Origin of the sequence: Rufibacter sp. LB8 (genome assembly GCF_014876185.1) — a bacterium.
In the GTDB taxonomy this organism is placed as follows: Bacteria; Bacteroidota; Bacteroidia; order Cytophagales; family Hymenobacteraceae; genus Nibribacter.
Genome location: NZ_JADALJ010000001.1, coordinates 3,771,061 through 3,797,088 on the forward strand (window position 1 = coordinate 3,771,061; position 26,028 = coordinate 3,797,088).

General features: G+C 52.4%; 17 protein-coding genes. 10 read left to right on the top strand and 7 right to left on the bottom strand.

Going from position 1 to position 26,028, the window contains the following annotated elements:
- Positions 1–13 precede the first annotated feature (13 nt).
- Positions 14–649 (bottom strand): DUF6799 domain-containing protein, encoded by a 636-nt coding sequence (locus IMY23_RS15740; RefSeq protein WP_192823012.1) that lies wholly within the window; start codon positions 647–649, stop codon positions 14–16.
- 172 nt (positions 650–821) lie between these two features.
- Between IMY23_RS15740 and IMY23_RS15745 the strand changes: the two genes are divergently transcribed.
- Complete coding sequence (locus IMY23_RS15745) at positions 822–1,226, top strand: DUF202 domain-containing protein (protein WP_192823013.1); 405 nt, start codon at positions 822–824, stop codon at positions 1,224–1,226.
- Between the two features lie 281 nt (positions 1,227–1,507).
- On the opposite strand, the gene IMY23_RS15750 is transcribed toward IMY23_RS15745, so the two are convergent.
- The gene (locus tag IMY23_RS15750; RefSeq protein WP_192823802.1) at positions 1,508–1,903 is read right to left on the bottom strand and encodes a group III truncated hemoglobin; all 396 of its coding nucleotides are present in this window, start codon (positions 1,901–1,903) and stop codon (positions 1,508–1,510) included.
- 180 nt (positions 1,904–2,083) lie between these two features.
- Positions 2,084–2,515, bottom strand: coding sequence for a hypothetical protein (locus IMY23_RS15755; protein ID WP_192823014.1), 432 nt, complete (start codon positions 2,513–2,515; stop codon positions 2,084–2,086).
- A gap of 339 nt (positions 2,516–2,854) precedes the next feature.
- Here IMY23_RS15755 and IMY23_RS15760 point away from each other — a divergent pair, with 339 nt between their 5' ends.
- Complete coding sequence (locus IMY23_RS15760) at positions 2,855–4,114, top strand: MFS transporter (protein WP_192823015.1); 1,260 nt, start codon at positions 2,855–2,857, stop codon at positions 4,112–4,114.
- Between the two features lie 523 nt (positions 4,115–4,637).
- On the opposite strand, the gene IMY23_RS15765 is transcribed toward IMY23_RS15760, so the two are convergent.
- From IMY23_RS15765 to IMY23_RS15780, 4 genes are all read right to left on the bottom strand, one after another.
- Positions 4,638–5,789 carry an efflux RND transporter periplasmic adaptor subunit gene (locus tag IMY23_RS15765; RefSeq protein WP_192823016.1) on the bottom strand — a complete coding sequence of 384 codons (1,152 nt, stop codon included), beginning with the start codon at positions 5,787–5,789 and terminating at the stop codon, positions 4,638–4,640.
- A gap of 2 nt (positions 5,790–5,791) precedes the next feature.
- A complete protein-coding gene (locus tag IMY23_RS15770; protein WP_192823017.1) occupies positions 5,792–10,159 on the bottom strand; it encodes a CusA/CzcA family heavy metal efflux RND transporter in 4,368 nt (1,455 codons plus the stop codon).
- 447 nt (positions 10,160–10,606) lie between these two features.
- Positions 10,607–10,990 (bottom strand): hypothetical protein, encoded by a 384-nt coding sequence (locus IMY23_RS15775; RefSeq protein WP_192823018.1) that lies wholly within the window; start codon positions 10,988–10,990, stop codon positions 10,607–10,609.
- A gap of 596 nt (positions 10,991–11,586) precedes the next feature.
- Positions 11,587–11,736 (bottom strand): 30S ribosomal protein THX, encoded by a 150-nt coding sequence (locus IMY23_RS15780; protein WP_192823019.1) that lies wholly within the window; start codon positions 11,734–11,736, stop codon positions 11,587–11,589.
- Between the two features lie 278 nt (positions 11,737–12,014).
- On the opposite strand from IMY23_RS15780, the gene uvrA reads away from it, so the two are divergent.
- The 8 genes from uvrA (at position 12,015) to IMY23_RS15820 (ending at position 25,991) form a co-directional block, all read left to right on the top strand.
- A complete protein-coding gene (gene uvrA / locus IMY23_RS15785; protein WP_192823020.1) occupies positions 12,015–14,831 on the top strand; it encodes an excinuclease ABC subunit UvrA in 2,817 nt (938 codons plus the stop codon).
- A 123-nt stretch (positions 14,832–14,954) separates the two neighbouring features.
- On the top strand, positions 14,955–15,638 hold the full coding sequence (locus tag IMY23_RS15790; RefSeq protein WP_225986523.1) for a YiiX family permuted papain-like enzyme: 684 nt from the start codon (positions 14,955–14,957) through the stop codon (positions 15,636–15,638).
- Positions 15,639–15,640: 2 nt separating this feature from the next.
- Positions 15,641–16,138, top strand: a complete 498-nt coding sequence (locus tag IMY23_RS15795; RefSeq protein WP_192823021.1) for a hypothetical protein — start codon at positions 15,641–15,643, stop codon at positions 16,136–16,138.
- A 137-nt stretch (positions 16,139–16,275) separates the two neighbouring features.
- Entirely contained in the window at positions 16,276–17,040 is a 765-nt protein-coding gene (gene tpiA / locus IMY23_RS15800) for a triose-phosphate isomerase (protein ID WP_192823022.1), read from the top strand.
- A gap of 279 nt (positions 17,041–17,319) precedes the next feature.
- Positions 17,320–18,153 (top strand): 50S ribosomal protein L11 methyltransferase, encoded by an 834-nt coding sequence (gene prmA / locus IMY23_RS15805; protein ID WP_192823023.1) that lies wholly within the window; start codon positions 17,320–17,322, stop codon positions 18,151–18,153.
- A 21-nt stretch (positions 18,154–18,174) separates the two neighbouring features.
- Positions 18,175–23,493: a hypothetical protein gene (locus IMY23_RS15810; protein ID WP_192823024.1), complete on the top strand. Its 5,319-nt coding sequence runs from the start codon at positions 18,175–18,177 to the stop codon at positions 23,491–23,493.
- A gap of 422 nt (positions 23,494–23,915) precedes the next feature.
- Positions 23,916–24,560: a glycerol-3-phosphate 1-O-acyltransferase PlsY gene (plsY, locus tag IMY23_RS15815; RefSeq protein WP_192823025.1), complete on the top strand. Its 645-nt coding sequence runs from the start codon at positions 23,916–23,918 to the stop codon at positions 24,558–24,560.
- A gap of 60 nt (positions 24,561–24,620) precedes the next feature.
- The gene (locus IMY23_RS15820; protein ID WP_192823026.1) at positions 24,621–25,991 is read left to right on the top strand and encodes a dipeptidase; all 1,371 of its coding nucleotides are present in this window, start codon (positions 24,621–24,623) and stop codon (positions 25,989–25,991) included.
- Positions 25,992–26,028 lie beyond the last annotated feature (37 nt).

Sequence of the window (26,028 nt, forward strand, 5' to 3'; positions counted from 1 at the left end):
ATAAGTACGCCAACTATTTACCGGAGCCCAACTTTTGCAGTTGAAATTCTACGGCGGCCAGCTGTTTGTTGAGCCCGTCATAATAGGCTTGTATGGTTTTGCGGTCTGCGGCTGTGAGGGCGGTCTCCAGCAGTTTGGCGCGCTGCTCCAGCAGGCTGACCAATTGCTCCAGCAGTTGAATCTTTTTCTCCTGCGCCAGGCTGTACACGTGCTTCTCCTGGTGGTTAGAGACGGTAGTTACCTGTCCGTCAATGACCACAATGCGGGTCTCGGTGTCGCCTACCACCTGGCGTTCATGGTTCACAATGGCACCGTAGGTGAAAATATCATCGGCCACCAGCACCACGCGCCCCTGCGGGCTCACCGCGTTTTTGGGTTTGAGCGCCACCGTCTTGCCGTCTGGCGTGCGCACGCGGCCGTCTGGCAACACCACCGTGCCGTTGGCATACTGAAAGGGCTCCTGCACCTCATACAACTGACCGCCTTTGTTCTGCACCAGCTTGCCCTGCTGCCAAAAAATAGTGTTGTCTTTAATGGTAGCCTTGGTGATCAGGGAATCAGAAGAGGAACTGGTTTGGGCGAAGCAAGCCTCCGGCGAGGACAGACCAACCAAGCTCAGAAAAAATGCAGACAGAAGAAATGCTTTCATGGGTTGTAATATCTATAGTGATTCTGACGGGCTCCGCGGGCAAGCGGTAAAAGGCAAACTAAAATAAATTCACTCAGATTATACAGAATATTTCAATTATGCAAATAGGTTCTTTGAAAAGTTTTATAAAGTGCTATATCCTTGTCAAAACAAAGGCGTATATAACTTTACTATGGAATATAACATTTACATGACACCGGAATTTAAAAAAGAGGTCAAGCAGGATCTCAAAGTCAAGGAGAAGGCGAACGCCGAGATCAAGGATACGCTGGCCATTGAGCGGACCGAGTTCTCCAATGAGCGAACGTTTCTGGCTTATCTCAGAACGGCGCTCTCGCTCATTATTGCGGGTTTTTCGCTGCACCAGTTCTTTAATACCAATGCGTCTATGTGGCTGGCGGCCATTATTATTCCCGTTGGGGTAGTGATAGGCGTGGTTGGGTTGTACAAGTTTATGGCCAAGCGCGCCCTCATTAAACGAAAGCGCGAAGCCTATGTGCCGGCCAAGCAAATGCTGGCCCTGCTCAAAGCCGAAAAGGCGAAAGAAACAGATCCGCGCTACAGCGGCGTGGCCTAAAACTAATATGGGTTATATTCTATAATTGTATTTAAGAGATAAAAGGAGTGCGGCGGCGAACCTGAGCCTGTGTAGTTGGAATGCAAAACCGCCCGCTTCTTTTTCTTTTCCTCTTTCTGAATGGTGCCCTGCTCATGCCGGTACGCCCGGGCCCATCTCACGTATATATACAGCCAAAAAGCAGCAAGCGGACGCCCCACCAGGTGTCCGCTTGCTGCTTTTATAGGCTAAAGGAAATTTCCGTTTTAGGGCTCATTTCTGGAAATGGAGCCAAAAACGGCTTATGACTTGGGTTGGGGCACGGCCCAGAGCCCCATCTTCATCTGGAAGATATTGGCAATGCTGGCGGCTTTCTGTTTGGCCTGGTCTGCCATGGTACCCGTGAACAGTTCATCTACCGTCTGTACAAACAAGGCCAGCCAACGCGTAAAGTGTGACCGATCAATGGGCAGCGCCAGGTGTTTAGGAAACGGTTGCCCTTTGTAGGCCATGGTGCCAAACAACACAGTTCCCCAGAAATTGTACATGTTGGGCAGATGGTGTTCCCAGTCAACCTGGGCCACTTGGTTAAAGATGGGTCCCAGCAATTCGTCTTGGTTTACGTGGGCGTAGAACGTGTCTACTAACTGGATAACGTCTTCCTGGGTGGTTATGTCTTGTTGGGGCGTGGCGGTCATGGTGGTCAAGAGTTACTTCTTCAAATACAACACCGCAAGGTTAGCAGATAGTGCCCTGTATAACAATGACGTTGGTCACTTTGGGCCGCATTTACAGAATGGAGCCCAAAAACGGAAACTAAAAGCAGAGAGGCCTGCCAAATTTCTTTAGCAGGCCTCTCTGTGGTATCTTGGGTAGGGCTATCGTTCCACTTCCACTAACTGACATTTCTTAAGCCAATGCAGGGCGTCTGTCTCAGAGGTGAAGCCTTCAAAATCGGCATCGCGGCCAAACCAGGACTGCGCTTTGAGTTGCTGGCCGAGGGCAATGGTCTGCTGGTCTTCGGCGTGGGCCGGGGCCAGGAGATAGGCTACATGCGTAAGGCTGGCTTTGGCGTGCAGGTTGGGGTAGAATTCTTTGGTCACCCAGTCCATGTCTTCGTCTGACAAAGGGCCGCGGCTCCTGATGTCAAACAGCCAGTAACGGGCGTTTGTCTCCTGAGCCAACTCAAGAACCTGTTTATATACTTCCCTCACGGTGAACGCATACACAGGCTGGGGCCAACGCAGAAACAGCACGTCCAGGTCTGGGCGGTACGTTAAAGCAATGGCGTCTAAAAATAATGGAGACATACAGCTTGGTGTTTAATTGGGTAAACTTACTAAGAATGTCCACAACCATCAAATTCCCTACTGGAACAAGAAGACTAAGATTTGGATATATAGCCAACACCTATGTTTCCAAAAATGTTCTATTGGTAGGAGTTTATTTTTAAATAGTTAGATAAAAGCAAGTCTGGCAAGCAGTTGCCGTTTTGGCAGGCAGTGGTTTTCAGGCCGATTTTCGAAGAAAGATGCCTGTGTTACGGTACTGTTATTTTTTGCGTCGGAAGAAAGAATCTGAAAGTAAGCCCTTGGCTGGCAGCGGAGGTAAGCGTGCGCTGAGTACCTTTGTCCCAAATAGATAAACCTGTGACTACACCTGCCCCAGCCCCCGAAGAACGCCATGACCCCTACGCGGTTCTGCGTCTCCCAGAATTCAGACGCTTCATATCGGCGCGTTTCTGTATTACGCTGGCCATGCAGATACAAGCCGTGGTGGTGGGCTGGCAAATCTATGACCTCACCAAAGACCCTTTGTCCCTTGGGTTAATTGGTCTCGCCGAAGCCATTCCGTCCATCACCGTTGCCTTGTACGCCGGGCACGTCGCTGATATTGTGCCGCGCAAGCGCATTATCATGACGGTGCTGAGCGTGTTGCTGTTCTGTTCCTTGGCGCTCTTGGTTTACACCATGGAAGTAGGCCATTTCCTGCGCACCTGGGGCACCACGCCTATTTACGCCATTATTTTTCTGAGCGGCATCGCTCGCGGGTTCATGGGTCCGGCGGTGTTCTCGTTCATGCCGCAACTGGTCAAAGACCGAAAGTTGTATTCCAACGCCATTTCCTGGAGCAGTACCACCTGGCAGGCGGCCTCGGTGGCCGGTCCCGCCATTGGCGGATTACTCTACGCATTTGGCGGCGTGACCATGGCCTTTGGCGTAGATGCCGCGCTGGTGCTGCTGGCCTTGATTTTCTACAGCCTCATTGCCGGCAGGCCGTTGCCGCAGACCGAAGGACCCAAACTCAATATCAAGGAAAGCCTGCAGACGGGCCTTAAATTTGTATTCGGGAACCAGATTATCTTGAGCGCCCTGGCCTTGGATATGTTTGCTGTGCTCTTCGGTGGCGCTGTGATTCTATTGCCCATCTTCGCCTCAGACATTCTCAAAATCGGTCCCGAGGGTTTGGGTGCTTTGCGCTCTGCCCCGGCTATTGGCTCGGTGGGCATGGCCCTGTTTCTGGCCTACCGGCCGATCACTAAAAACGCCGGTAAGAAAATGCTATGGTGCGTGGCTGGCTTCGGGGCGTGTATGATTGGCTTCGGGTTGTCCAATTGGTTCTGGCTCTCGTTTTTCCTACTGCTTTTGAGCGGCCTGCTGGACAGCGTTTCCATGATTATCCGGTCCACCTTGATTCACACCTTTACGCCCGAGCACATGAAAGGCCGCGTCTCCAGTGTGAACAACATCTTTGTTGGCTCCAGCAACGAAATCGGTTCCTTTGAGTCTGGCCTGGCCGCTAAACTATTGGGCGTAGTACCGTCGGTGGTGTTTGGCGGAACCATGACGTTGTTGGTTGTGGCCTTCACTTCCTGGAAAGCCGATAAGCTGCGGAAGTTGAGTTTGTAACCCCACCCTAAATCCCTCCCCAATGGAGAGGGACTTTTCTGATATTGCGTTTTCGGGCTCATTTCCAGAAATGAAGCCGAAAACGCATTTACATCTATTCACATCCAATCTAGTATACCCCTAATTCAAGGCAGGTTCCCCCTTTGAAGAGGGCGAAGGGGGATGTTTACACTTGCTGATTTACGTATTCAGAATCCGTAGGGACAGGGCTTGACCTTTCCTAAAGCGGTTGCCTTTACGAATGCCAATCTGGAGATTGGCTGTCCGGAAGTGCGTAGAGCGCTGCGCTAACTCTACGCACAACGAAGGTCTCGAGAACCGCACCGGCGGAAGTAGATATAGGCTGTTTTCAGGCTCATTTCCAGAAATGAAGCCAAAAACAGCATTTTATCCAGTAGACAAGTTTTTGCCTCGTTTAGGTTGTGCGTAGAGTTAGCGCCAGCGCTCTACGCACTTCCGGGAAAGCCAATCTCCAGATTGGCGAAACCAGCCAACATTCGACAACCAGCAATCAACAATTAATTTACTCTTCCTCCGCCGTATTCTCCTGCATGGCCAGCAAGTTGTACGCGCCCTTCACAGCAATCCGGTTAGAAGACTGTACTTCAGAAGGCAGCTGCACTTCTACAAATCCATCGCCCTTGAGCCCAGTAGTCACTTCCACGCGGGTAAACTGATTCTGGCCGTTGCCTACAAATACATAAGATTTCCCTTCAAACTGCACCACAGCGGATTCTGGTAAGGCGATGACGGCTTTTTCCTCAATGTTCACGGTGGCGGTGACGTACATGCCGGGCAGTAATTTGTGCTCGTCATGGTTTTCCAGGTGCGCGTGCACGGGAATGGTTTTGTCGCCTTCCACGCTGTGGCCTATCAGAATGATTTTGGCGGTGTGGGGTTTGGCGTCATTAGGAAGAGTATAGGTGAGGGTATGGCCCACGCGCAGGTAAGGCACGTCTTGTTGAAACGCGTTCAGCTGCAGGTGTAAATCACTGGTATTCACCAATTCAAACAGCACATCAGAAGGCGTCACCATCTTGCCCACGTTGGCAAAAGTGTTTTTCACGAAGCCGTTAATGGGCGAAGAAATGCTGATAGTTCGGGTGATTTTGCCGTTCTGCAGCCGGGCGGGGTTTATGTTAATCATCAGCAGTTTCTCACGGAGCGCGGCCAGGCTGTTTTGCAGTACTTCGCGCTCGGCGCGCACCTGTTGCAAGGTTTTAAGGGCGCTAACTTTCTCGTCAGTAAGTTCCTGCTGACGCTTGTATTCCAGGTTGGCCAGGTTCAGGCGCGCGCGGGTGTCCAGGTAATCCTGCTGCAACTGCACGTAATCCTGGTGTTGTAACGTGGCCAGCACTTGACCTTTGCGCACGTGCTGGCCCGGCAGCAGGTTCATGGTTTTCACGAAGCCGCCGTAGGGCACCGAAATGCTGACCACGCTAGTGGGCGGGGCGTCTACCTGGCCGGAAAGTTGCAAGGTGCTGCCCAGCCGCTGCTCAGAAGCCGCGCCTAATTCTACGCCCGCGTTCTGCATCTGCTGCTCGGTGAGGGTGAGTAACTCAGTGGTAGTGATTTCTGTGGATGCAGCATCAGCGGTTTTCGGGTTGTCTTTCTCAGAACAGGCAGAAAACAGGAAAAGGCTGGCCAGGCTATAGGTGATAAAAGATGCTTTCATGGTTAGTTTCCTCCTAGGTATTGGAGTTGGTACACGTTTAACTGGTAGTCTAGCAGCAGTTGCTGGTAGTTTTGCTGGATGCGCAAGAGCTGGTCGGCGGCTTGCAGGTAACTCAGGTAGCTGACCTCGCCGGCGCGGTAGGCTTTGTCAGCCTGGGTGAGGGCCAGGCGGGCGTTGGTCAGCACCTGGCTTTGGTAAAACTGCAGGCTCTGGCGCAGTCGCTGGTTTTCCTGTTGAGCAGCGGCCCAAAGGCTTTTCAGCTGGTGCTGTTGGTTCAGGAAGTTAGCTTCGGCGGCTTGTTTCTCCAGTCCGGCGGCTTTGATTCTGCCTTTCTGCGCCCCCCGGAACAAAGGGATAGCCACGCCCGCCTCCACGCCCTGGAACCGCGTGCTCCGGTCTGGCGCGTTCTCTATTTTGCCGTTGATGTCATACGTACCCACTAAACTCTGATTGAAGTAGCCCAGCGTGATGTCCGGAGCCAGTTTGGTTTTCTCCACCTGCTGCTCGCGGTCGGCTACGGCAATTTGCTGTTGGTAGACCTGGAGCAGCGGGTGATTTTCCGGAGCCGAAGGCTGGGCAAGCAAGCTGTCCACGCGCAACGGCGCAGGCACAATGACCAAGGGCTGCGGTGCCTGAATCAGGGCGTTCAAATTGGTTTGGGCGATGTTCAACGCCGACAGGTTTTGCCGCAGCCGTTCCGAGAGTTCCAGCCGTTGGGTGGTGGCGGTGGTTTTCTCCAGCAAGCCGGTCTCGCCGGTCCTGAACCGAACATCGGCGGCACGCTCCAGCACTTTGAAAATACTGTCCTGCTCCTGCAACAACCGCTCACTGGCGTGTAGAAACGCCAGCCGCGCGTAGGCCTGCTTCACCTGCCATAGTAACTTATGCTGCGCCAAAGAAAACTCCTGCTGACTCAGGTTTTTCTGCTCTAGCAACAGTTTCCGCTGCGTGCTCCAGGTGGTGGGGAACGGAATGGTCTGGCTCACCCCAAAGCGGTCATCTGTCACTGGGCTGTTGAGTTGGCCTTGGCTGTAAGTGAAATCCGTTTTGGGTAAATCAACAGCAGTTTTTTGGAGCGCCTTCCGAACGTCCACCTGCAAGCCGGCGCTTTTCAGTTGCTGGTTGTGTTGCTTGGCCAGTTCCAAAACCTGTTCCAGCGTAAGCGGCTGCGCCGATGTTTGCGCCTGACCAGCCAAAGGCAGCAGCAAAAAGAACGGCAGCAGCCAACCTAATGCGGCTTTTTTGAAGGTACCCACGCCTCTTTCCGAGTAGTAATAGATAATGGGCAGCACCACCAGCGTGAGCAGCGTGGCCGAAATCAGGCCGCCAATCACCACCGTGGCCAGAGGTTTCTGCACCTCGGCCCCAGCCGAATTAGACAAGGCCATGGGCAGGAACCCGAGCGAAGCCACCGTGGCCGTCATGATGATGGGGCGGAGTCGCGCCGCCGTGCCTTCCCGAATGATTTGTTCCAGATTGGTCATGCCGCCGGTTTTTAGTTGGTTGAAATAGCCTATCATCACAATGCCGTTGAGCACCGCCACCCCAAACAGTGCAATGAAACCCACGCCCGCCGAAATACTGAACGGCATGTCGCGCAAGAGCAAGGCAAAAACGCCGCCAATGGCCGAGAGCGGGATGGCCGTGAAAATGAGGATGGATTGTTTGATGGATTTGAAGGCGAAGAACAGCAACACGAAAATCAGCGCCAGGGCCAGCGGCACCGCCACGCCCAGCCGTTCCTTGGCCTCCAGCAGGTTCTGGAACTCGCCGCCGTAAGTGATGGTGTAGCCGGGCGGCAGCTTTATCTGGCCTTTAATCTTCTGCTGGATTTCGTCTACAATGCTCTGCACATCGCGGTTGCGCACGTTAAAGCCAATGGTGATGCGGCGGCGGGTGCCATCGCGCTGAATCTGGTTGGGGCCGTCTTTCATCTCCACCTTGGCCACGTGCTGCAACGGAATCTGCAGGCCGGCGGCGTTGCTCACGTACAGCTTCTGCACATCTGAAATGTCTTGCCGGTTCTGTTGGTTCAGCCGCACCACCAGGTCAAAGCGCCGTTCGCCTTCGTACACCTGCCCCGCCGATAAGCCCGCGAATGCCGCCGTGACGGTGCGGTTTACGTCTTGCACGGTTAGGCCGTAGCGGGCCATCTGGGCCCGGTCATAGGCCACCACCACCTGCGGCAGGCCGCTCATTTCTTCAATGTACAAGTCCTGCGCGCCGGAGATGGGCTCTATCAGCTTGCCTACTTTGTTGGCGTATTTGGCCAGCTGGTCCACGTCTTCGCCGTAGATTTTGAGCACCACGTCTTGCCGCGCCCCGGTCATTAATTCATTAAACCGCATTTGAATGGGTTGCTGCACGCCAAACGTGGCCATGGGCAGGTTCTGGTGCAACACTTCTGACATTTGGTTGGCCAGGTCAATGCGGTTGTCGGCGCTGGTCCAGTCTGCCTGTTCTTTGAGCACCACAATCATATCGCCCAGTTCCACGGGATTGGGCTCGGTGGGTACTTCGGCGGAGCCGATTTTAGTGACCACTTTCTCCACCTCCGGGAATTTCTCTTTGAGCAGCTTGGAGGCTTTCTGCACCACGGCAATGGTCTCGCTCAGGGAACTGCCGGTAAGCACGCGGGTTTCAATGGCAAAATCGCCTTCGGTGAGGGACGGAATAAACTCGCCGCCCATGCGGGTGAACAAAATCAGACTGATGGCAAACAAGCCCACCGCCAATGCCAACACCAATACCTTGGCCTTTAGCGCAAAATTCAGAAGCGGCTGGTACGCCCGGTTAATAGCGTTCATGATTTTGTCTGAGATGTTCTCTTTGTGCACCGTGTTGCGGCTCAATACCAGCGAGGCCATCATGGGCACGTAGGTCAAGGACAACAAAAAAGCGCCCAGAATGGCGAAGGAAACGGTTTGGGCCATGGGCTTGAACATCTTGCCTTCAATGCCCACCAGCGCCAGAATGGGCAGGTACACAATCAGGATAATGATTTGCCCGAACGCAGCGAAGCCCATCATCTTGCCCGCCGAGTTCTGAACTTCGTCGTCCATCTGCTGGCGGCTGAGCCTTTTGATGCCCGCCTCGGCGTAGTTGCTGATTTGGATGCGGTGAATGACAGCCTCCACAATAATCACGGCCCCGTCCACAATCAACCCGAAGTCCAGCGCCCCCAGGCTCATCAGGTTCCCAGACACACCGAACACGTTCATCAGAGAAATAGCGAACAGCATGGCCAGCGGAATCACCGACGCCACCAAAAGTCCCGCCCGCCAATTGCCCAGCAGCAGCACCAGCACGAAGACCACAATCAACGCGCCTTCAGCGAGGTTTTTCTCCACGGTACTAATGGCGCGGTCCACCAATTTGGAGCGGTCCAGGAACGGTTCCAGCACCACGCCCTGGGGCAGGGTTTTCCTGATTTCGGCAATCTTGTTTTTCACGCGGGTGATGACCTCCGAGGAATTTTCGCCTTTGAGCATCATGACAATGCCGCCGGCCACCTCGCCGTGTTCGTTCACCATGGCGCCGTAGCGGATGGCCGAGCCCTCGCGCACCTCGGCCACGTCTCTTACCAACACCGGCGTGCCATTCTGGGTAGTTTTAATGACAATTTGCCCGATGTCTTCCTGGGTTTTTACCAGGCCTTCGGTCCGGATGAAGTAGGCGTTGGGCGCTTTCTCAATGTAGGCGCCGCCCGCGTTGCCGTTGTTCTGCTCCAGCGCGGTAAACACGTCAGAAATGGTGAGGTCGAAGCTGCGGAGCCGCTCGGGTTGCAGCGCGACCTCATACTGCTTCAGCTTGCCCCCGAAACTACTGACTTCGGCCACGCCGGGCGTGCCCAGCAGTTGCCGCCGCACAATCCAGTCCTGAATGGTGCGCAGCTCGGTGGCGTCATATTTGGCCTCGAAGCCGGGGGCGGGATGGAGTTCGTACTGGTAAATCTCGCCCAGACCAGAGGAAACCGGGGCCAGCGTGGGCGTGCCCATGCCGTCGGGAATCTGTTCTTCGGCCTCTTTCAGTTTCTCAGTAATTTGCTGGCGGGCCCAGTAAATGTCGCGGTCCTCGTCAAACACCACCGTCACCAAAGACAGCCCGAAGCGCGAGAACGACCTTATTTCCGTAATGCCTGGCACGCTGGCCACGGCCAATTCCACGGGGAACGAGATGAACCGCTCCACGTCCTGCGCGCCCAGCGCCGGCGACACCGTGATGACCTGCACTTGGTTGTTGGTAATATCGGGCACGGCGTCAATGGGCAGGCGCTGCACATTGTACACGCCCCACGCCACCAGCGCCACCGTCAGCAGCCCCACCACCAGCTTGTTTTGGATGGAAAAGGCAATTATTTTCTGTAACATGTTTTTGAAAAGGAATGAAGCCAACCGTGGCGCGCGGGGCGCGATGGCGGCGAATTAGCTAGAAACTTCAGCAGGATTTCAGCTTAAGGTTTCCGGGAATAGGGAATTGTTGGCGCAGACGCTCGCAGGTCCTCCAGACGCTACGAGGTCTTTTGAGCGGACGTTTTCGGGCTCATTTCTGGAAATGAAGCCGAAAACGGAAGTTCCAGTAATAAAAACAGAACTGAAAGAACTTGCCCTTTCTTTGTCATCTCGGTTGCAAACTGCAAAAGCACTTTTTAAACGCTATTCTAATTCGCCCAAAAGGTCCTTTCAGGATGACAAAAGAGAAGAAGTGGCTCGGTTTGCAAAGTAAAATCGACTTAAAGCGAAAATCCTGCTTTCATAAATTCAGCCTTTTGAAATCAGCCAGAAGTCAAGCTCAACTCACCAACAAAAAAGAAGTGCTTACGCGAATTGGGGAGGTTGCCAGATACTGCCGGTAAAGGCGTCGGGCACGCGGGGTTGCGTTAAAGGAATGAATTGCTGCGGCTCTGGGGCGGTGTTTACCCTAAACGGCGATTGGAACATGGGCATGGCCACAAAATAGTCGTACGCCGAGTTGCCCATCTGCTTGAGCGGAAGCTGGTCGTGGTTTTCTGAGCGGGTGTTTTCCTCGCCCTGGTAATGCATGTGCAGGAATTCGGTGAAACTCAGTTGACCGTTCAGGGCCACGTGGGTTTGGTAGTGCTGCAGCATGTAAGACACCTTGGAAAGCTCGTGCAGGTCTGAGTTGGGCAAAAGAGAGCCCAGAAACAGATACACGGCAAGAAAGAGAATTCTGGCTTTCAAGGTTGGGGAAGTCTTTTGACAAAGGTAGGGAATATTTTCAGGAGTAGCCTTAAGCTGTCAGCCCAGAGAAAAGGCAGAGGTAAGATTTCCGTTTTCGGCCTCGTTTCTGAAAATGAAGCTGAAAACGGGAATTTTGTCTTTAGAATTTGCACGCATTCCGCTTCCCTTTGAAGGGGGTAGGGAGATGATGGCGCGTGTTGCTTCCGTTCTTGCCATAAGTTTAGCGCTAGCATAATGGTTGCTGCCTACACGGTAAGTTTATAAATTTACGTAAGTCAATAGACTTACAAGTGCAAAACCACAAGTTACGCTAGCGCTAAACTTGCGGTATATAGGGGCAGAAAGGAATGCGATGGATTCTTTTATGGATTCTTTTAAAGAAATTCAGCACGAGTTATCATCCCCCTACCCCCTTCAAAGGGGGACGAAATGCGTGGAATAGCAGCAGCACAAAAGACCTCGTAGTGTGCGAAGCTCCTACGAGTGTCTCTGCCAACTGCTGTTTTCGGCCTCGTTTTCAGAAACGAGGCCAAAAACAGAAACGCCCGCCGGAAATGAAATCCAGCGGGCGTTCCCGGTTCTAAAAAATTGGCAGACTACGCAGTTGCCGTAGCAGCCTTATCTGAAGTGGCTTTTCCTAGTTTCGCAGCTTTGGTGGCTTCGTTCTTGGCTTTCTTAGGACGGGCGTTGCCAAATGAACCCATGCTGATTTTACCTTTTTTACTTTTCGGATCTCCTTTTCCCATGACGGTACTTATTTTAATGAATGTGGTTGAACAATAGGTGACAAGTTGTCTTTTATGAGAAACTTGGCGTGAAAGTTACGAACTCTACGCAGTAAGCGCAAATTTAACCTTTGTTTTCGGCTCTATTTTGAGAAACGAGGCCAAAAACGCATTGGCAAACAGGCTTCTAAATGCCGTTGCGTTTGGTTACCTTTGCGGATTGGCCTCCCGGTGTTTTTCTAATCGCGCAACAGAATTATTCCTGCGCGGTTTATGTTCTGGAGAGGCTATTATTCCATATGACAGAAGACAACTTCCAAGATTCAGAGATAGACGCATTAGATGCCCGTGAGAACATCATCATCAAGCGGGCCCGCGTCCATAATTTAAAGAACCTGAGCGTGGCCCTTCCGCGCAACCAGTTCATTGTGGTCACCGGCCTTTCGGGCTCCGGCAAATCGTCCCTGGCCTTTGACACGCTCTACGCCGAAGGCCAGCGCATGTACGTGGAAAGCCTGAGTTCCTACGCCCGCCAGTTTTTGGGGCGTATGGACAAGCCCGATGTGGATTACATACGCGGCATCAGTCCGGCCATTGCCATTGAGCAGAAGGTGAGCATCCGGAACAACCGCTCCACGGTAGGCACCAGCACCGAGATTTACGATTATCTCAAGCTGCTGTACGCCCGCATAGGAAAGACCATTTCGCCGGTGTCTGGGAACGAAGTCAAGAAAGACACTGTGAGCAGTGTGGTGGATTTTCTGATGACCCAGCCCGACGGCACGCGCCTCATGATTCTGGCCCCGCTCAAGCAAAGCAAAGAACGAAAACTCAGCAAAGAACTGGACTTGCTTTTGCAGAAAGGCTATTCTAGAGTATTGCTCAACGGTGAACCGTTTTTCATTGAAGAACTAATAGCCGAAGGAAAGCCAGAACCCAAAGGCGAAGTATTCATTCTGATTGACCGCACCGTAGTACGCCATGACGAGGAAGCCGAGAACGTGCAGATGCGCCTGGCCGACTCCGTGCAGACCGCGTTCTATGAAGGCCACGACGAATGCCACATTCAGATGGGCGAAGAAAAGCGCGTGTTCTCCAATCGCTTTGAGCTGGACGGAATGGTGTTTGAGGAGCCCAGCGTCAACTTCTTCAGCTTCAACAACCCCTACGGCGCCTGCCAAACCTGCGAAGGCTGGGGCAGCGTGTTGGGCATTGACCCAGACCTGGTCATTCCAGACAAAAGCCTCACCGTGTTTGAGGGAGCCGTGGCCCCGTGGCGCACCGAGAAGCAGAACGAATGGCTGCAGCCCTTGATTAAAAACGGGATTCGGTTTGATTTTCCTATTCACCGGCCCTACAATGAATTAACCGAAGAACAGCAGGAACTCCTCTGGAAAGGCAACAAGTACTTCTCGGGCCTCACAGATTTCTTCAAGCACATTTCGGGACAGACGCACAAGATTCAGTACCGCGTGCTGCTTTCCCGCTATCGCGGCCGCACCACCTGCCCAGATTGCAAAGGCAGTAGATTGCGCAAAGACGCCAGCTACGTGAAAGTGGCGGGCAAAAGCATCACAGATTTAGTCTTGATGCCCGTGACCAAAACGCTGGAGTTTTTCCAAGGCCTGGAACTGAGCGCCAACGACCAGGCCATTTCAGACCGATTAGTCACCGAAGTCACCAACCGCCTCAGTTATTTGGTGCGCGTGGGCCTGGGCTATTTGACCTTGAACCGACTTTCCAATACTTTGTCTGGTGGCGAGAGTCAACGGATTAACTTAGCTACTTCCCTCGGGAGCGCCTTGGTGGGCTCTATGTATATCTTAGATGAACCCAGCATCGGGCTGCACCCCAAAGACGCTGACCAGTTGATTGGCGTACTCAGAACCTTGCAGCAGATGGGCAACACCGTGATTGTGGTGGAGCACGAGGAAGGCATGATGGAAGTGGCAGACCAAGTGCTGGACATCGGCCCAGAGGCTGGTTCCGGTGGCGGAAATCTTATGTTCCAGGGTACGTTCCAGGACTTGCTCAAAAGCGACACCTACACTGGTCGTTACCTGAGTGGCCGCATGGAAGTGCCCGTTCCAACACAGCGCCGGCCGTGGCGCAACTGCGTGGAGATTCATGGTGCCCGTGAGAACAACCTCAAGAACGTGACCGTGAAAATGCCGCTGAACGTGATGACCGTGGTCACCGGCGTGAGCGGCTCGGGTAAGTCCACCTTAATCAAGAAAATCTTAGCGCCGGCGCTGATAAAATCCCTAGGCGGCCACGCCGATGCCACGGGGAAATTCGACAAACTCAGTGGCGACATCAACAAGGTGGCGCACGTCGAGTTCGTGGACCAAAACCCAATTGGCAAGTCGTCGCGCTCCAACCCGGTGACCTACGTGAAAGCGTATGACGCCATCCGGACCATGTACGCCGACCAGGCCTTGGCGAAGGCGCGCGGGTTCAAGCCGTCGCACTTTTCCTTTAACATTGAGGGCGGTCGCTGTGAAGTCTGTCAGGGCGAAGGCCAGGTGAAGATTGAGATGCAGTTCATGGCTGATATTTACCTCACCTGCGAGGCCTGCGAAGGCCAGAAGTTCAAACAAGACATTCTGGACATTCAGTACAAAGAGCGAAACATCTCCCAAGTGCTGGACATGACCATTGATGACAGCCTAACTTTCTTCAAAGACCAGCCCAAGATACTGGAGAAACTCAAACCGCTGCAAGACGTGGGCCTGGGCTACATCAGATTGGGGCAGAGCAGCAACACCTTGTCGGGCGGCGAAGCGCAACGCGTGAAGCTGGCCTCGTTCCTGACCAAAGGCTCCACGCCGCACAACGGCAACATCCTGTTCATCTTTGACGAACCCAGCACCGGCCTCCACTTCCATGACATCAGCAAACTCCTGACCGCGCTGAACGCCCTGGTAGAAAACGGCAACACCGTCCTGGTGATTGAGCACAACATGGACATCATCAAATGCGCCGACTGGATTATTGACCTCGGCCCCGAAGGCGGTACCAATGGCGGTCACCTGCTCTTTGAAGGCACCCCAGAAGATTTGGCCAAGCAGTCAGAAGAGAACCACACCGCCAAGTATCTGAAACCGAAGTTGTAAGGAAAGCCGTTTTCGGCCTCGTTTCCAGAAATGAAGCCGAAAACGGAAATTCTTGGTAGACCTGTGAGGTTTTCATAACCTCACAGGTCTTTTTGTTTCCTCAATTTTCAGTACTTTGCTTGTATGATGAAGGCGAAATATATACTGTTGCTGTTAGTGTTGATTCCGCTGTTGGCGGCAGGTTATTTCTTGAAGAGGCGGTACGATAAACCAATTCTGTTAGCGAATGCGGAAGCACAGGTGCAGAATTTGGCGAAGAAGAATTCCTTTCAGAATGGCGACTTAATTTTCCACACGTCTCGTTCAGCGCAGAGTCAGGCCATTCAAGTGGCCACCAAGTCTAAATACAGCCACTGCGGCATCATCTACCAAGAAAACGGCGCCTATTATGTTTTTGAGGCGGTGCAGCCAGTTTCCAGCACACCCTTAGCTAAATGGATAGCCCGCGGCGAAAACGGTCATTTTGTGGTGAAACGCCTGAAAAACGCTGAGCAGGTGTTAACGCCCTCAGTACTAGCCAAAATGAAAAAGGAAGGTAATGCGTTGGCCGGCAAAGACTATGACCTCACCTTTGAATGGTCAGATGATAAAATTTACTGTTCAGAACTTATTTGGAAAGTGTACCAACGCGCCACCGGTTTGCAAATTGGGAAACTGGGACAGCTGAAAGACTTTGACTTAAGCGCCAAACCCGTGCAGGCCAAAATGAAAGAGCGTTATGGAAACAATATTCCATATGATGAGAAAGTAATTTCGCCAGCCAGCATGTTTCAATCAGAATTGCTGGAGACAGTTGTAGAAAAGTAAATATGAAGAAGCTGTATCTGCTCTGCCTGTTCATGAATTTTATTACCGTTTTAGGGTATGCTCAACAAGGTTCAAGTTCTGGGCTAATCACTACCGTTGAGGCAAACAACAAATGGCTAGATAGTCTGGAGACACTTCCATTGAGAGGAAAAATTGAGGCGCTAACATTTAGGATGGTACAGGACACAGCGGTAATGGTGCTTCGGTCAATGCCGGACAGAATTTCAGCCAAACAGATTAGAGTAGCTAAACCAAACAAAATCATAACAGATTGTAAACCAATTATTATTGTGAATGGCAAATTGTTGGGATATGAAGAAACTTCATCCTCTTATGTAATGAAAATTGCTAGCATATTAATTGACGCTAGAGTAAAAAAACTGGAAGTTATACGCGGCGCAGTGCCTTCAGCCATTTACGGTTATAGAGCTGAGTGCGGCGTATTGGCAATTGAGCTAAGCAAAAAGTCTTTCAAAAAACTGGAAGCGCTAGCTAAGTAAGATTCCTTCCCTTTCCTTCAACCCAAATCCTGTCAATTCACTAACTTAGCGGCTGGCGCAGACTTTCGTTTTCGGCTTCATTTTCAGAAATGAGCCCGAAAACGCAGGGTACGCCCTATCACCCAAAACCAACCCCTATGAGAAAGAACATTGTTGCCGGCAACTGGAAAATGAACAAAACCGACCAAGACGCGCAGGCGCTGGTGAGCGAGATTGACAACATGGTCAGAGACGAAGTCACCACAGACAACGTGGACGTGATTGTGACGCCGCCGTTTCCGTTTCTGAGCGCAGTGGGCAAGTTGATTCAGGGCAACCCGCGTTTGCATTTGGCGGCGCAGGACGTGAGCGCGCATGAAAGCGGCGCATACACCGGCGAAGTGTCGGCGGCAATGCTCAAATCTGTAGGTGTGGAATATGTGTTGGTGGGCCACTCAGAGCGCCGCCAGTACCATAATGAAAGTGCAGATTTGCTTTTGAAGAAAATGAAAGCGGCGCTGGGCCAAGGCATCAAACCCATCTTCTGCTGCGGCGAACCGCTGGAAGTGCGGGAAGCCGAAGACCATTTCAAATACGTGAACGAACAGTTGAGAGACACGGTGGCGCATCTGAGCAACGAGGAGTTCGACAAGATTGTGATTGCCTATGAGCCTATCTGGGCGATTGGCACCGGCAGAACGGCCAGCAGCCAGCAAGCCCAGGAAATGCACGCCAGCATACGCGAAGAACTTTCCAGACTGTTTGACGCCGAGGCAGCCTTCAACAAAACCATTCTGTACGGCGGCAGCGCCAACCCCGGTAACGCCCAAGAACTGTTCGCGCAGCCAGACGTAGACGGCGGTTTGATTGGCGGGGCATCGTTGAAATCCAGAGACTTCACAGACATCATCAAGGGCTTTTAAGAAAAGTCCTGAGTTCTGAGTCGGGAGTTCTGAGTTAAAGCAATTTGTCAAAAGCGTTTTCGGGCTCATCTCTAGAAATGAGCCCGAAAACGCTTTGTTGTAATGTTACCCTGAAGCTTATTAAAAAGCTCCCCTCTCCGTGGGAGAGGGGCTGGGGGTGAGGTGCCCGTTTTTGCCTTCGTTTTCAAAATTGAGCCCGAAAACGCACGTTCTATCCATTCCCATCGTTTCCTTTAAATAGGCGGCCCTGAAAAGCTGCCACCAACCCAAGACATCACCATGGATTATATTGAAGTCACCATTACCGCCTCACCAGAAAACACTGAAATGCTGATCGCTGAATTAGGCGAACTGGGCTATGACACCTTCCAGGAAACCGAAGAAGGTTTTCAGGCCTATGTCACCGAAGATGTGTACTCAGAAGAGGCGTTGCAGGAAGTGCTGGCCCGCTACAGTTTTGCGGGTGCGTTTCCGTACGCGGTGAAAACCATCCCCAAGCAGAACTGGAACGAGGAATGGGAAAAGAACTTCGAGCCGCTGCTGATTTCCAACAAAGTCTCTGTGCGCGCCGATTTCCATCCCAAACCAGACGGCGTGGAATATGATGTGGTAATTACGCCTAAAATGTCGTTTGGCACAGGGCACCATGAGACTACCACGCTTATGATTGAGAACCAATTAACCCTGAATCACGTAGGCAAGCGCGTATTAGACATGGGGTGCGGCACCGGAATTCTGGCCATTCTAGCAGAACAGCTGGGCGCCACCAATGTTTTGGCCGTGGACATTGAGGACTGGACCGTGGAAAACGCCCAGGAAAACGCGGCCCGCAACGGCTGTCAAGCGCTGCAAGTGAAACTAGGCGATGCCGAAGTATTAACCGGCGAGGCGCCCTTTGATATAGTGTTGGCCAACATCAACCGCAACGTGCTCCTGGAAGATATTTCGGTGTACAGCCAGTTGCTCCCGGCCCAATGCCCCTTGGTATTGAGCGGCTTTTACACCGAAGACCTCCCCGTGCTGCAGGAAAAAGCAGCCGCGCATGGCCTCACCTTAGAGTCCCAGCGAAGCAAAAACAATTGGGTTTCAGCCATTTTCAGGAAAAACGGCTAATTTTCAGTATCTTATCTTCTTATGAAGCATCTTTCTTTATTTCTGGTTTTGGCGCTGGGTTGGGTAACGGGGTTTGCGCAGACCTATAAAGTGACCGCAGATAACCCGGAGCAGTTTCTGGTAGATGTGCGGGCCATGATGACCGCCACCAAGAACGAGGCCGCCCTGCAAGCCGCCACCGGCCTGGAGACCGCCTGGAACTCCGGCAAATTCAGCGCCGCCCAGAAAACCAAGGTGATGGACCTCACGCAGCAGATGCTCAAGAAAAAGCTGAAGTCAAGGCCGCATTTTGAGAACTTCTTCGGGGCGTTGGCCAGCAGTGTGAACGTGCACCAATACACCGGCGCCAACCTTGACAAGTTCCTGCACGTGACTGAACAGACCCTGCAAAAGCAAGATTACAAAGTCTTCGAGAAATTCCTGAGCAACTCCTACTTATTCCTAAGCTCCAAAACCTTGTACAAAGGCCCTAGCAACGGCATGCGCGTCTTGAGCGGAAGTTTCTCTTTTGATTACAAAGAAGGAAACGCAGACGCCGGTGGCGCACCCGCCTGGGGAGATGAACCCGCGCCTGCTCCGGCAGAGCCCGTGGTTAAAGTAGAACCCGCTGCTAAGGCTGCGCCTAAAAAAGCTGCCCCTGCCAAGAAAGTAGCCAAACAGGAAGACGCCTGGGATGCTTGGGAAGCCACTAAACCCAAACCCGTGGCAGATGACCCTTGGGCCGCCTGGGATCAACCCAAAAAGAAGCCCGTAAAAAAGAAAACAGCGCCAAAAACCGCCGCCAAAACTGCGGCAAAAACGCCGGCTAAGAAAGAGGAACCTGCCCCGGTAGTAAAAGAAGAACCCCTGACCCAGAAACGGTTTGAGTACTTCGCGCAGCCGCTACCCGTGTTGGCCGGACCTGTTATTGTCTTAGACAAAGCAGATTTGCTCTTCACCACGCCGTTTGACTCCGTGACCATTAAAGGAACCACCGGTGCCGTGTCTCTTAACGGAAACCAATACGTGGGCCAGGGCGGAAAATACTCCTGGAACACCCTGGGCGGTGTTGCCACCGCTGAATTCAAAGGCCTGGCCATTGACGTGTCAAAATCCGGGTTTAAAGCCGAAGACGTGTTGCTTAACCTGCCCACCGTGGCCGAAAATGACATCAGAGGAAATCTGGAGCATAAAATCATCAAGCCCAAAGCCAACGGTGAGAGCGGCTACCCACGGTTCATCTCCCATACCAATGATGCCAAAATCAAGCGCTTTGGGGCAGACATTCAGTACATAGGCGGTATGTCTCTGCACGGCAATACCTTGATGAGCGCTGCCTTAGACGGTAGTACCTCCAGCATTTGGGTGTCAGAAAGCGGGGTGCGCAAATTCAGGGCGTCGTCTAGAAACTATACCATCACAGACAGTTTGATCACAGCGCCGTTGGCCAGTATTGCGGTCTTCCAAGGCACAGACTCCATCACGCACCCGGGCACCAAATTCAAGTACAACAAAGACGCCAAGCGGTTGGTTTTGCTGAATCCAGACGGCTTGTACAAAATGACGCCCTACTCCCACTCGTACCACCAGATGGAACTGACCACAGACATGGCGGTGTGGGATTTAACCCAGCAAAAGATTGATTTCGCTATACTCACGGCCAAAAACCAGGTACCGGCGCAGGTCAACTCCAAAGAATACTACACAGAGACCCGTTTTCAGCAGATTAAGACCATTTCCAACTTCCACCCACTGTACGCGGCGGTAGGTTATGGTTTGCAGCAGGGCACGCGTGCGTTTCATATTGCGGAGATGTCTGAAAGCACCAAGATAAAACCAGAGACGCTCCACAATGCCTTGACCACGCTGGCCCAGGGCAGTTATGTAGACTATGACCCCAATACCGGAAATGTCTACCTGCTTGACAAAGCCTACCATTTTGTAGACGCATCAAGAAACAAGAAAGACTTTGATTACATCCATTTAAATGCGCTGTCGCCGGCCGGTAAGAATGCCACGCTTGACTTAACTACTGGTGACTTGGTGCTGCGCGGCGTGAAGAAGTTCACCTTCAGCGGTGACTCGGCCGTGGTGGCAGAGCCAGACAGCCAGATAGTGCGCATCCAGAAAAACCGCAACATTTTGTTCAACGGCCGTGTGAAATCGAACAACTTCACCTTTAAAGGGAAAGAGTTTCTGTTTGACTACAACGGGTTTTTCATAGACCTGGCCAAGATTGACTCCACGGTACTCACCACCCAGACCAAAGACAAAGCCGGTAAGCAGAAAGAAACGCCCTTTACCTTGGTAAGCCGGGGCGGCCAGGGTACGGCCAAACTCTACCTCAACAAAGCCGACAATAAATCTGGCCGCAAGCCGGCGCCTGGTTACCCGTCATTAGATGCGGTGTCTGGGGCCACGGTGTATTTCAACAAACCAGAGATTTTGGGCGGCGTGTATGATACCAGCGTGTACTTCAGCATTCCGCCGTTTAAGATTGACAGCCTCACCAGCAGCAAGGGCTCCGCGGTAGGGTTTAACGGCACGTTCCATTCGGGGGGCATCTTTCCGCCCATTGAAACCAAACTGTCTATTCAGCCAGACGGTGCCTTGGGGTTTGAGTACCTGGTGCCTAAATCTGGGTTTGATGTGTACGGCGGCAAAGGCAGATTCACAGACACGCTCACCATGAACACCAAAGGCTTGCAAGGCAAAGGCGTGCTCACCTACCAGACGGCCACCATGCATTCCCCGGCCTTTGTGTTCTTCGTAGATTCGGCCATTACCAATACGGGTACCAAAGGTAGTTTCAAAGGCGGTTCTGTGGCCCAGGGCTCTTACCCCAGCGGGGCTTTCAAAGGCTTCAGTATGAACTGGTGGCCGTACAAAGACACGCTGCAAGTGCATTCCAAAGGCAAAGAAGTGATGAGCCTGTTCAATGACCGGTTCACTTACAAAGGCATGCTGGGCTTTACCCCAAGTGCGCTGTTTGGCGATGGCGTGGCCGAAAACGCTGATGTGGCCATAAAATCGCCGTTGTTCATGTTCAAGAAAGGCTTGATTCATGGCAACCAGGCATCTATGGAAATCAACTCCTCAGACAAGACCAAACCAGCCCTCACCACCTATGATGTCTTTCTGGACTTTCATTTAGACGAAGGCTACGCCGAATATGCGCCAGAGCGGAAAGGCTTCGCCAGCACCGTGTTCCCGTTTGCGCAGTACAAGTCCAGCCTGGGCGGCGGCAAGTGGGATTTCAAGACTAAGAAACTCACCTTGTCCAGCGGCTCAGATGACCTGAACAACTCGTATTTCTACTCCATGAAACCAGGGGTTGACTCTATCGCGTTCCAGGCCAAGGGCGCGGTGTATGATCTGAGCAACTACACCTTGCTGGCTTCGGGCGTGCCCTACATTCCGGTGGGCGACAGTTACCTGATCCCAGACAGCAACCAGGTACACATTCTGCAAGACGCTAAACTTAAATCTTTCCAGAACGCCGGGCTGGCCATGGACTCCGTGCAGAAGTTTCACCAGATGGTGCGCGGCGAACTGCATTTAGACAACGCCTTCGGGATTACCGGTAACGCCATTTACCGCTTCACCAACTCGGCCCAGGACACGTTTGCCATCAAGTTCAACAAGTTTGACTGGAACCAGCCGGAGGTAAGCAAGAAAGACGAGAAGAAAGGCGTGAACGGCAACCCGCATTTCCTGGCCATGGCCAACGTGAAAGAGACAGACACCTTGTTTATTCTGCCCAATGTGCGGTACCACGGTGACATACAACTGGCCTCTAACCAGAAGTTGCTGAACTTTGACGGCCACGCCAAATTGCTGTTCAGAGGGGCCGAGAACTCAGACTGGTTCCTGTACAAACGCGAAGGCCTGGACCCGCAAGACGTTCGCCTGGAAATAAAGAAACCCGCCCTGGCAGACGGAACGCCGCTGAAAACCGGTATCCACATCAACGCCACCGACGGCAAAATCTATAACACCTTTGTGTCTAAAAAACAGTATGACGATGACCTGGATGTGTTTGAGGTGGAAGGCCTGCTGTCTTTTGACAAAGAGAAAAAGCAGTTCAAACTAGGCGATGAGGCCCGCGCCTACGGTAACTCTTACACCGGTAACGTGCTGCAGTACAATGACGCCACCAAGCAGGTAACCTATGAAGGCCAGTTCAAACTAATCAACAATGTGAAAGGCTTCAACCTGCAAGTGTCGGGGAGCGGTTCTGGGCGTGCAGACAGCAGTTTGTATGAACTGGACACCTTTATGGCCTTTGATTTTGACGCTCCGGCCCAGGCCATAGAAAGCATGGGCACTATCATTGCCAAGAACAGCCAAGGCGCCCCTGAAGGCGTGGATCTCAACAGCCCTACCTTGCCGTTCAAGCTGGCCGCGTTTATTGGCGACAAAGGCGTGGAAGATTTCAAGGCCAAAACCGCTGCCAATTATGTGCCGTTCTCCAAGATTTCGTCTAAACTGATCCATACCTTGGTGCTGAACCAGGTGCAGCTGAAGTGGTCGCCTAAAACCAATGCCTGGTACAGCGTGGGCCCGTTGAGCCTCGCCGGCATTGACAAAACCGACATCAACGCCAAGATCAACGGTTACATTGAGATCAAGCGCGGCGCCAGCGGCGATAACGTGACCGTGTATTTGGAGCCTAGCCCGTACGCCTGGTATTACCTGAGTTTCTATGAAGGCGCGCTGGGCATGGTGTCAGCAGACGGGAATTTCAACTCCATCATCGCCAACAAGTCAAAAGGCGGGCCGGGCACGGGGTCGTATGCTTTCCACGCGCTGGAACAGATAGAGAAAATGGAATTTGTGAACTACTTCCGGAAGAATTACCTGGGCCAAGGACCAGTCAAAGCCGTAGCCGCGCAGCCCACCTATAACACGTTTGACACCGCTCCGGCAGAGGAAGAAGGCAAGAAAGGCAAGAAAGCGAAGAAAAATAAAAAGGAAGAATCTACTGACGCCTTGCCCGCAGGTTTTGACACGCCGCCCGTAACCGAGGAGGAACCAGCCAAAAGGAAGAAGAAAAACAAGAAAGAAGAAGAGTCCACAGATGCGTTGCCACCAGGCTTTGAGAAACCTGCCGCTGCCACGCCACCAGCTGGCGGCACAACACCTGCACCGGCCACTCCCGTGAAAGAAGACCCGGCAGAAAAGGCGAAGAAGGACAAGAAAGAGAAGAAAAAGAAAGAAGACGTGGAGCCCGCCCCAGACATTCCGGTGGCGGAGGAAACCGAGGAAGACCCCAAAGCCAAAAAGGAAAAGAAGAAAAAAGCCAAGAAAGGCGAAGGCGAAGTCCCACCACCAGACATTCCGCCTACCGGCAACGAATAGGTTTTCCAGACTCCACTAAAGTAATTCCCGTTTGGGGGCTCATTTCCAGAAATGAGCCCCCAAACGGGAATTTTCTTTACCTCATAACAGAATCGTAGCGTGGTGGCCCTGGCCCGACGGGTCTCCATGAAGCCTAAACAGTTAAAATTTCAGCAAATTTTAAGGCTGGTCAATGGCTGCAAATAAAAGTTTCCGCCTACTTGAACCAGTTTTGCCGCGCAGCACTATCTTTTTCCGCGGAACGGCACTACGTTTTCTGATAAGATAGAAATTTGCGTTTTCGGCTCAGTTTCCAGAAATGAGCCCCAAAACGGGATTCTCTTTTAACTGAAGTTTAGGCTGGGGCACCTGAGGGCTTTTTTCTATATTTGAAGATATTTCCCGGCTGGCAGGGCGTTCCTGCGGGCTCTCAACTGAATTCTATGGACTTGATATATATCGGCGGAGCCGTATTGCTGGCGTACTTGCTGGGCGCTATTCCCACCGCCGTCTGGATTGGCAAAACCTATTACGGCATTGATGTGCGGCAGCACGGCAGCGGAAACGCCGGCGCCACCAATACCTTTAGAGTGCTGGGCAAAAAACCGGGTTCTATTGTAATGGCGGTAGATATTCTCAAAGGTTTTGTAGCCACGTCTTTGGCGTATGGCTTGCTCTATTTCTATGCCATTGGCCATGACCAGGTGGTGCTGTACAAAATCATTCTGGGCACGGTGGCGGTGCTGGGGCATATTTACCCGGTGTACGTGGGCTTTAAAGGTGGCAAAGGCGTGGCCACGGTCATGGGCATGGTGCTGGCGGTGCATTTAGAAGTGGCGTTGATCTGTCTGGCCATTTTCATTGTCATGCTTTTGATTTCCAAGTACGTATCGTTGAGTTCCATGACGGCGGCTATTTGTTTCCCGCTGATTTTGTTGTTACCCAAGTACAGACCAGAAGAAACGTTGCTGCTGGTGTTTGGCGTTTTGATTGCTTTAATGGTGGTCTACACGCACCGCAAGAACATCACACGCCTGCTGCAGGGCGTGGAAAGCAAGGTGAATTTCGGGTTTGGGAAGAAAAAATAAGTAATACACAGCAAAGCCATTCCTATAAACGGGTGGCTTTTTGCTTTTAAACCAAGAACTATGAAAACGTATATTGACCAGAACAAAGACCGTTTCATCTCAGAATTGCTGGACTTGCTGCGCATTCCGTCTGTGAGTGCTGATGCGGCTTTTAAAGGAGACGTCCTGCGCGCCGCGGAATTTCTAAAAGAGAAATTAGCCGAAGCCGGAGCCGACAACGCCCAACTCTTTGAGACCGCCGGCAACCCCATTGTGTACGCCGACAAAATCATCGACCCGAATTTACCTACCGTTTTGGTTTACGGCCACTATGACGTGCAGCCCGCTGACCCGTATGAACTCTGGGATTCGCCGCCGTTTGAGCCGGTCATCAAAGACGAGAAAATCTACGCCCGCGGCGCCTGTGATGACAAAGGCCAGACCTACATGCACCTCAAGGCCTTTGAAACCATGATGCAGCACAACGGCTTGCCCTGCAACGTGAAATTCATGATTGAGGGCGAAGAAGAAGTTGGTTCCATGAACCTGGCTACGTTTGTGAAAGCCAACAAAGAAATGCTGGCCTGTGATGTAATTGTGATTTCAGATACGGGCATGTTGGCAAATGACGTGCCCTCGGTGACCAGCGGTTTGCGCGGTTTGAGTTACCATGAAGTGGAAGTGACCGGCCCTAACCGTGACCTGCATTCTGGTTTGTACGGCGGCGCGGTGGCGAATCCTATCAATATCTTGTGTAAAATGATTGCGTCTCTGCATGACGAAAACAACCACATCACCATTCCGGGGTTCTATGACAAAGTAGACGAATTGAGTCAGGAAGAGCGCGCCGAGATGGCCAAAGCGCCTTTCAGCCTGGACGCCTACAAAAAGGCCCTGGACTTGCCAGACGTACACGGCGAAGCAGGTTACAGCACCATGGAGCGCAATTCCATCAGGCCCACGCTGGACGTGAACGGCATTTGGGGCGGTTATACCGGCGAAGGCGCTAAAACCGTAATTGCCTCCAAAGCCTTCGCGAAGATCTCTATGCGCTTGGTGCCGCACCAAAGCCATGAGGAAATCACGGCCATTTTCCAGAAGCATTTTGAGTCTATTGCCCCGGCCAGCGTGAAAGTAGTGGTGAAGCCGCACCACGGCGGCGCACCGGTTGTCACGCCCATCACCTCGGCGGGTTACAAAGCGGCGGCGCAGGCCATGGAAGACACCTTTGGCAAGAAACCGGTGCCCGTACGCAGCGGCGGCAGTATTCCAATCGTGGCCATGTTCAAGTCTGAGTTGGGCGTTGATACCGTGTTGATGGGCTTCGGGCTGGATTCAGATGCCATTCATTCGCCTAACGAACACTTCGGTATTTTCAACTTTATGAAAGGCATTGAGACCATTCCGTTGTTCTATAAATACTTCGCGGAGTTTCATCAGGTGCAAAAATAAAAAGCCGTTTTCGGCCTCGTTTTCAGAAATGAGCCCG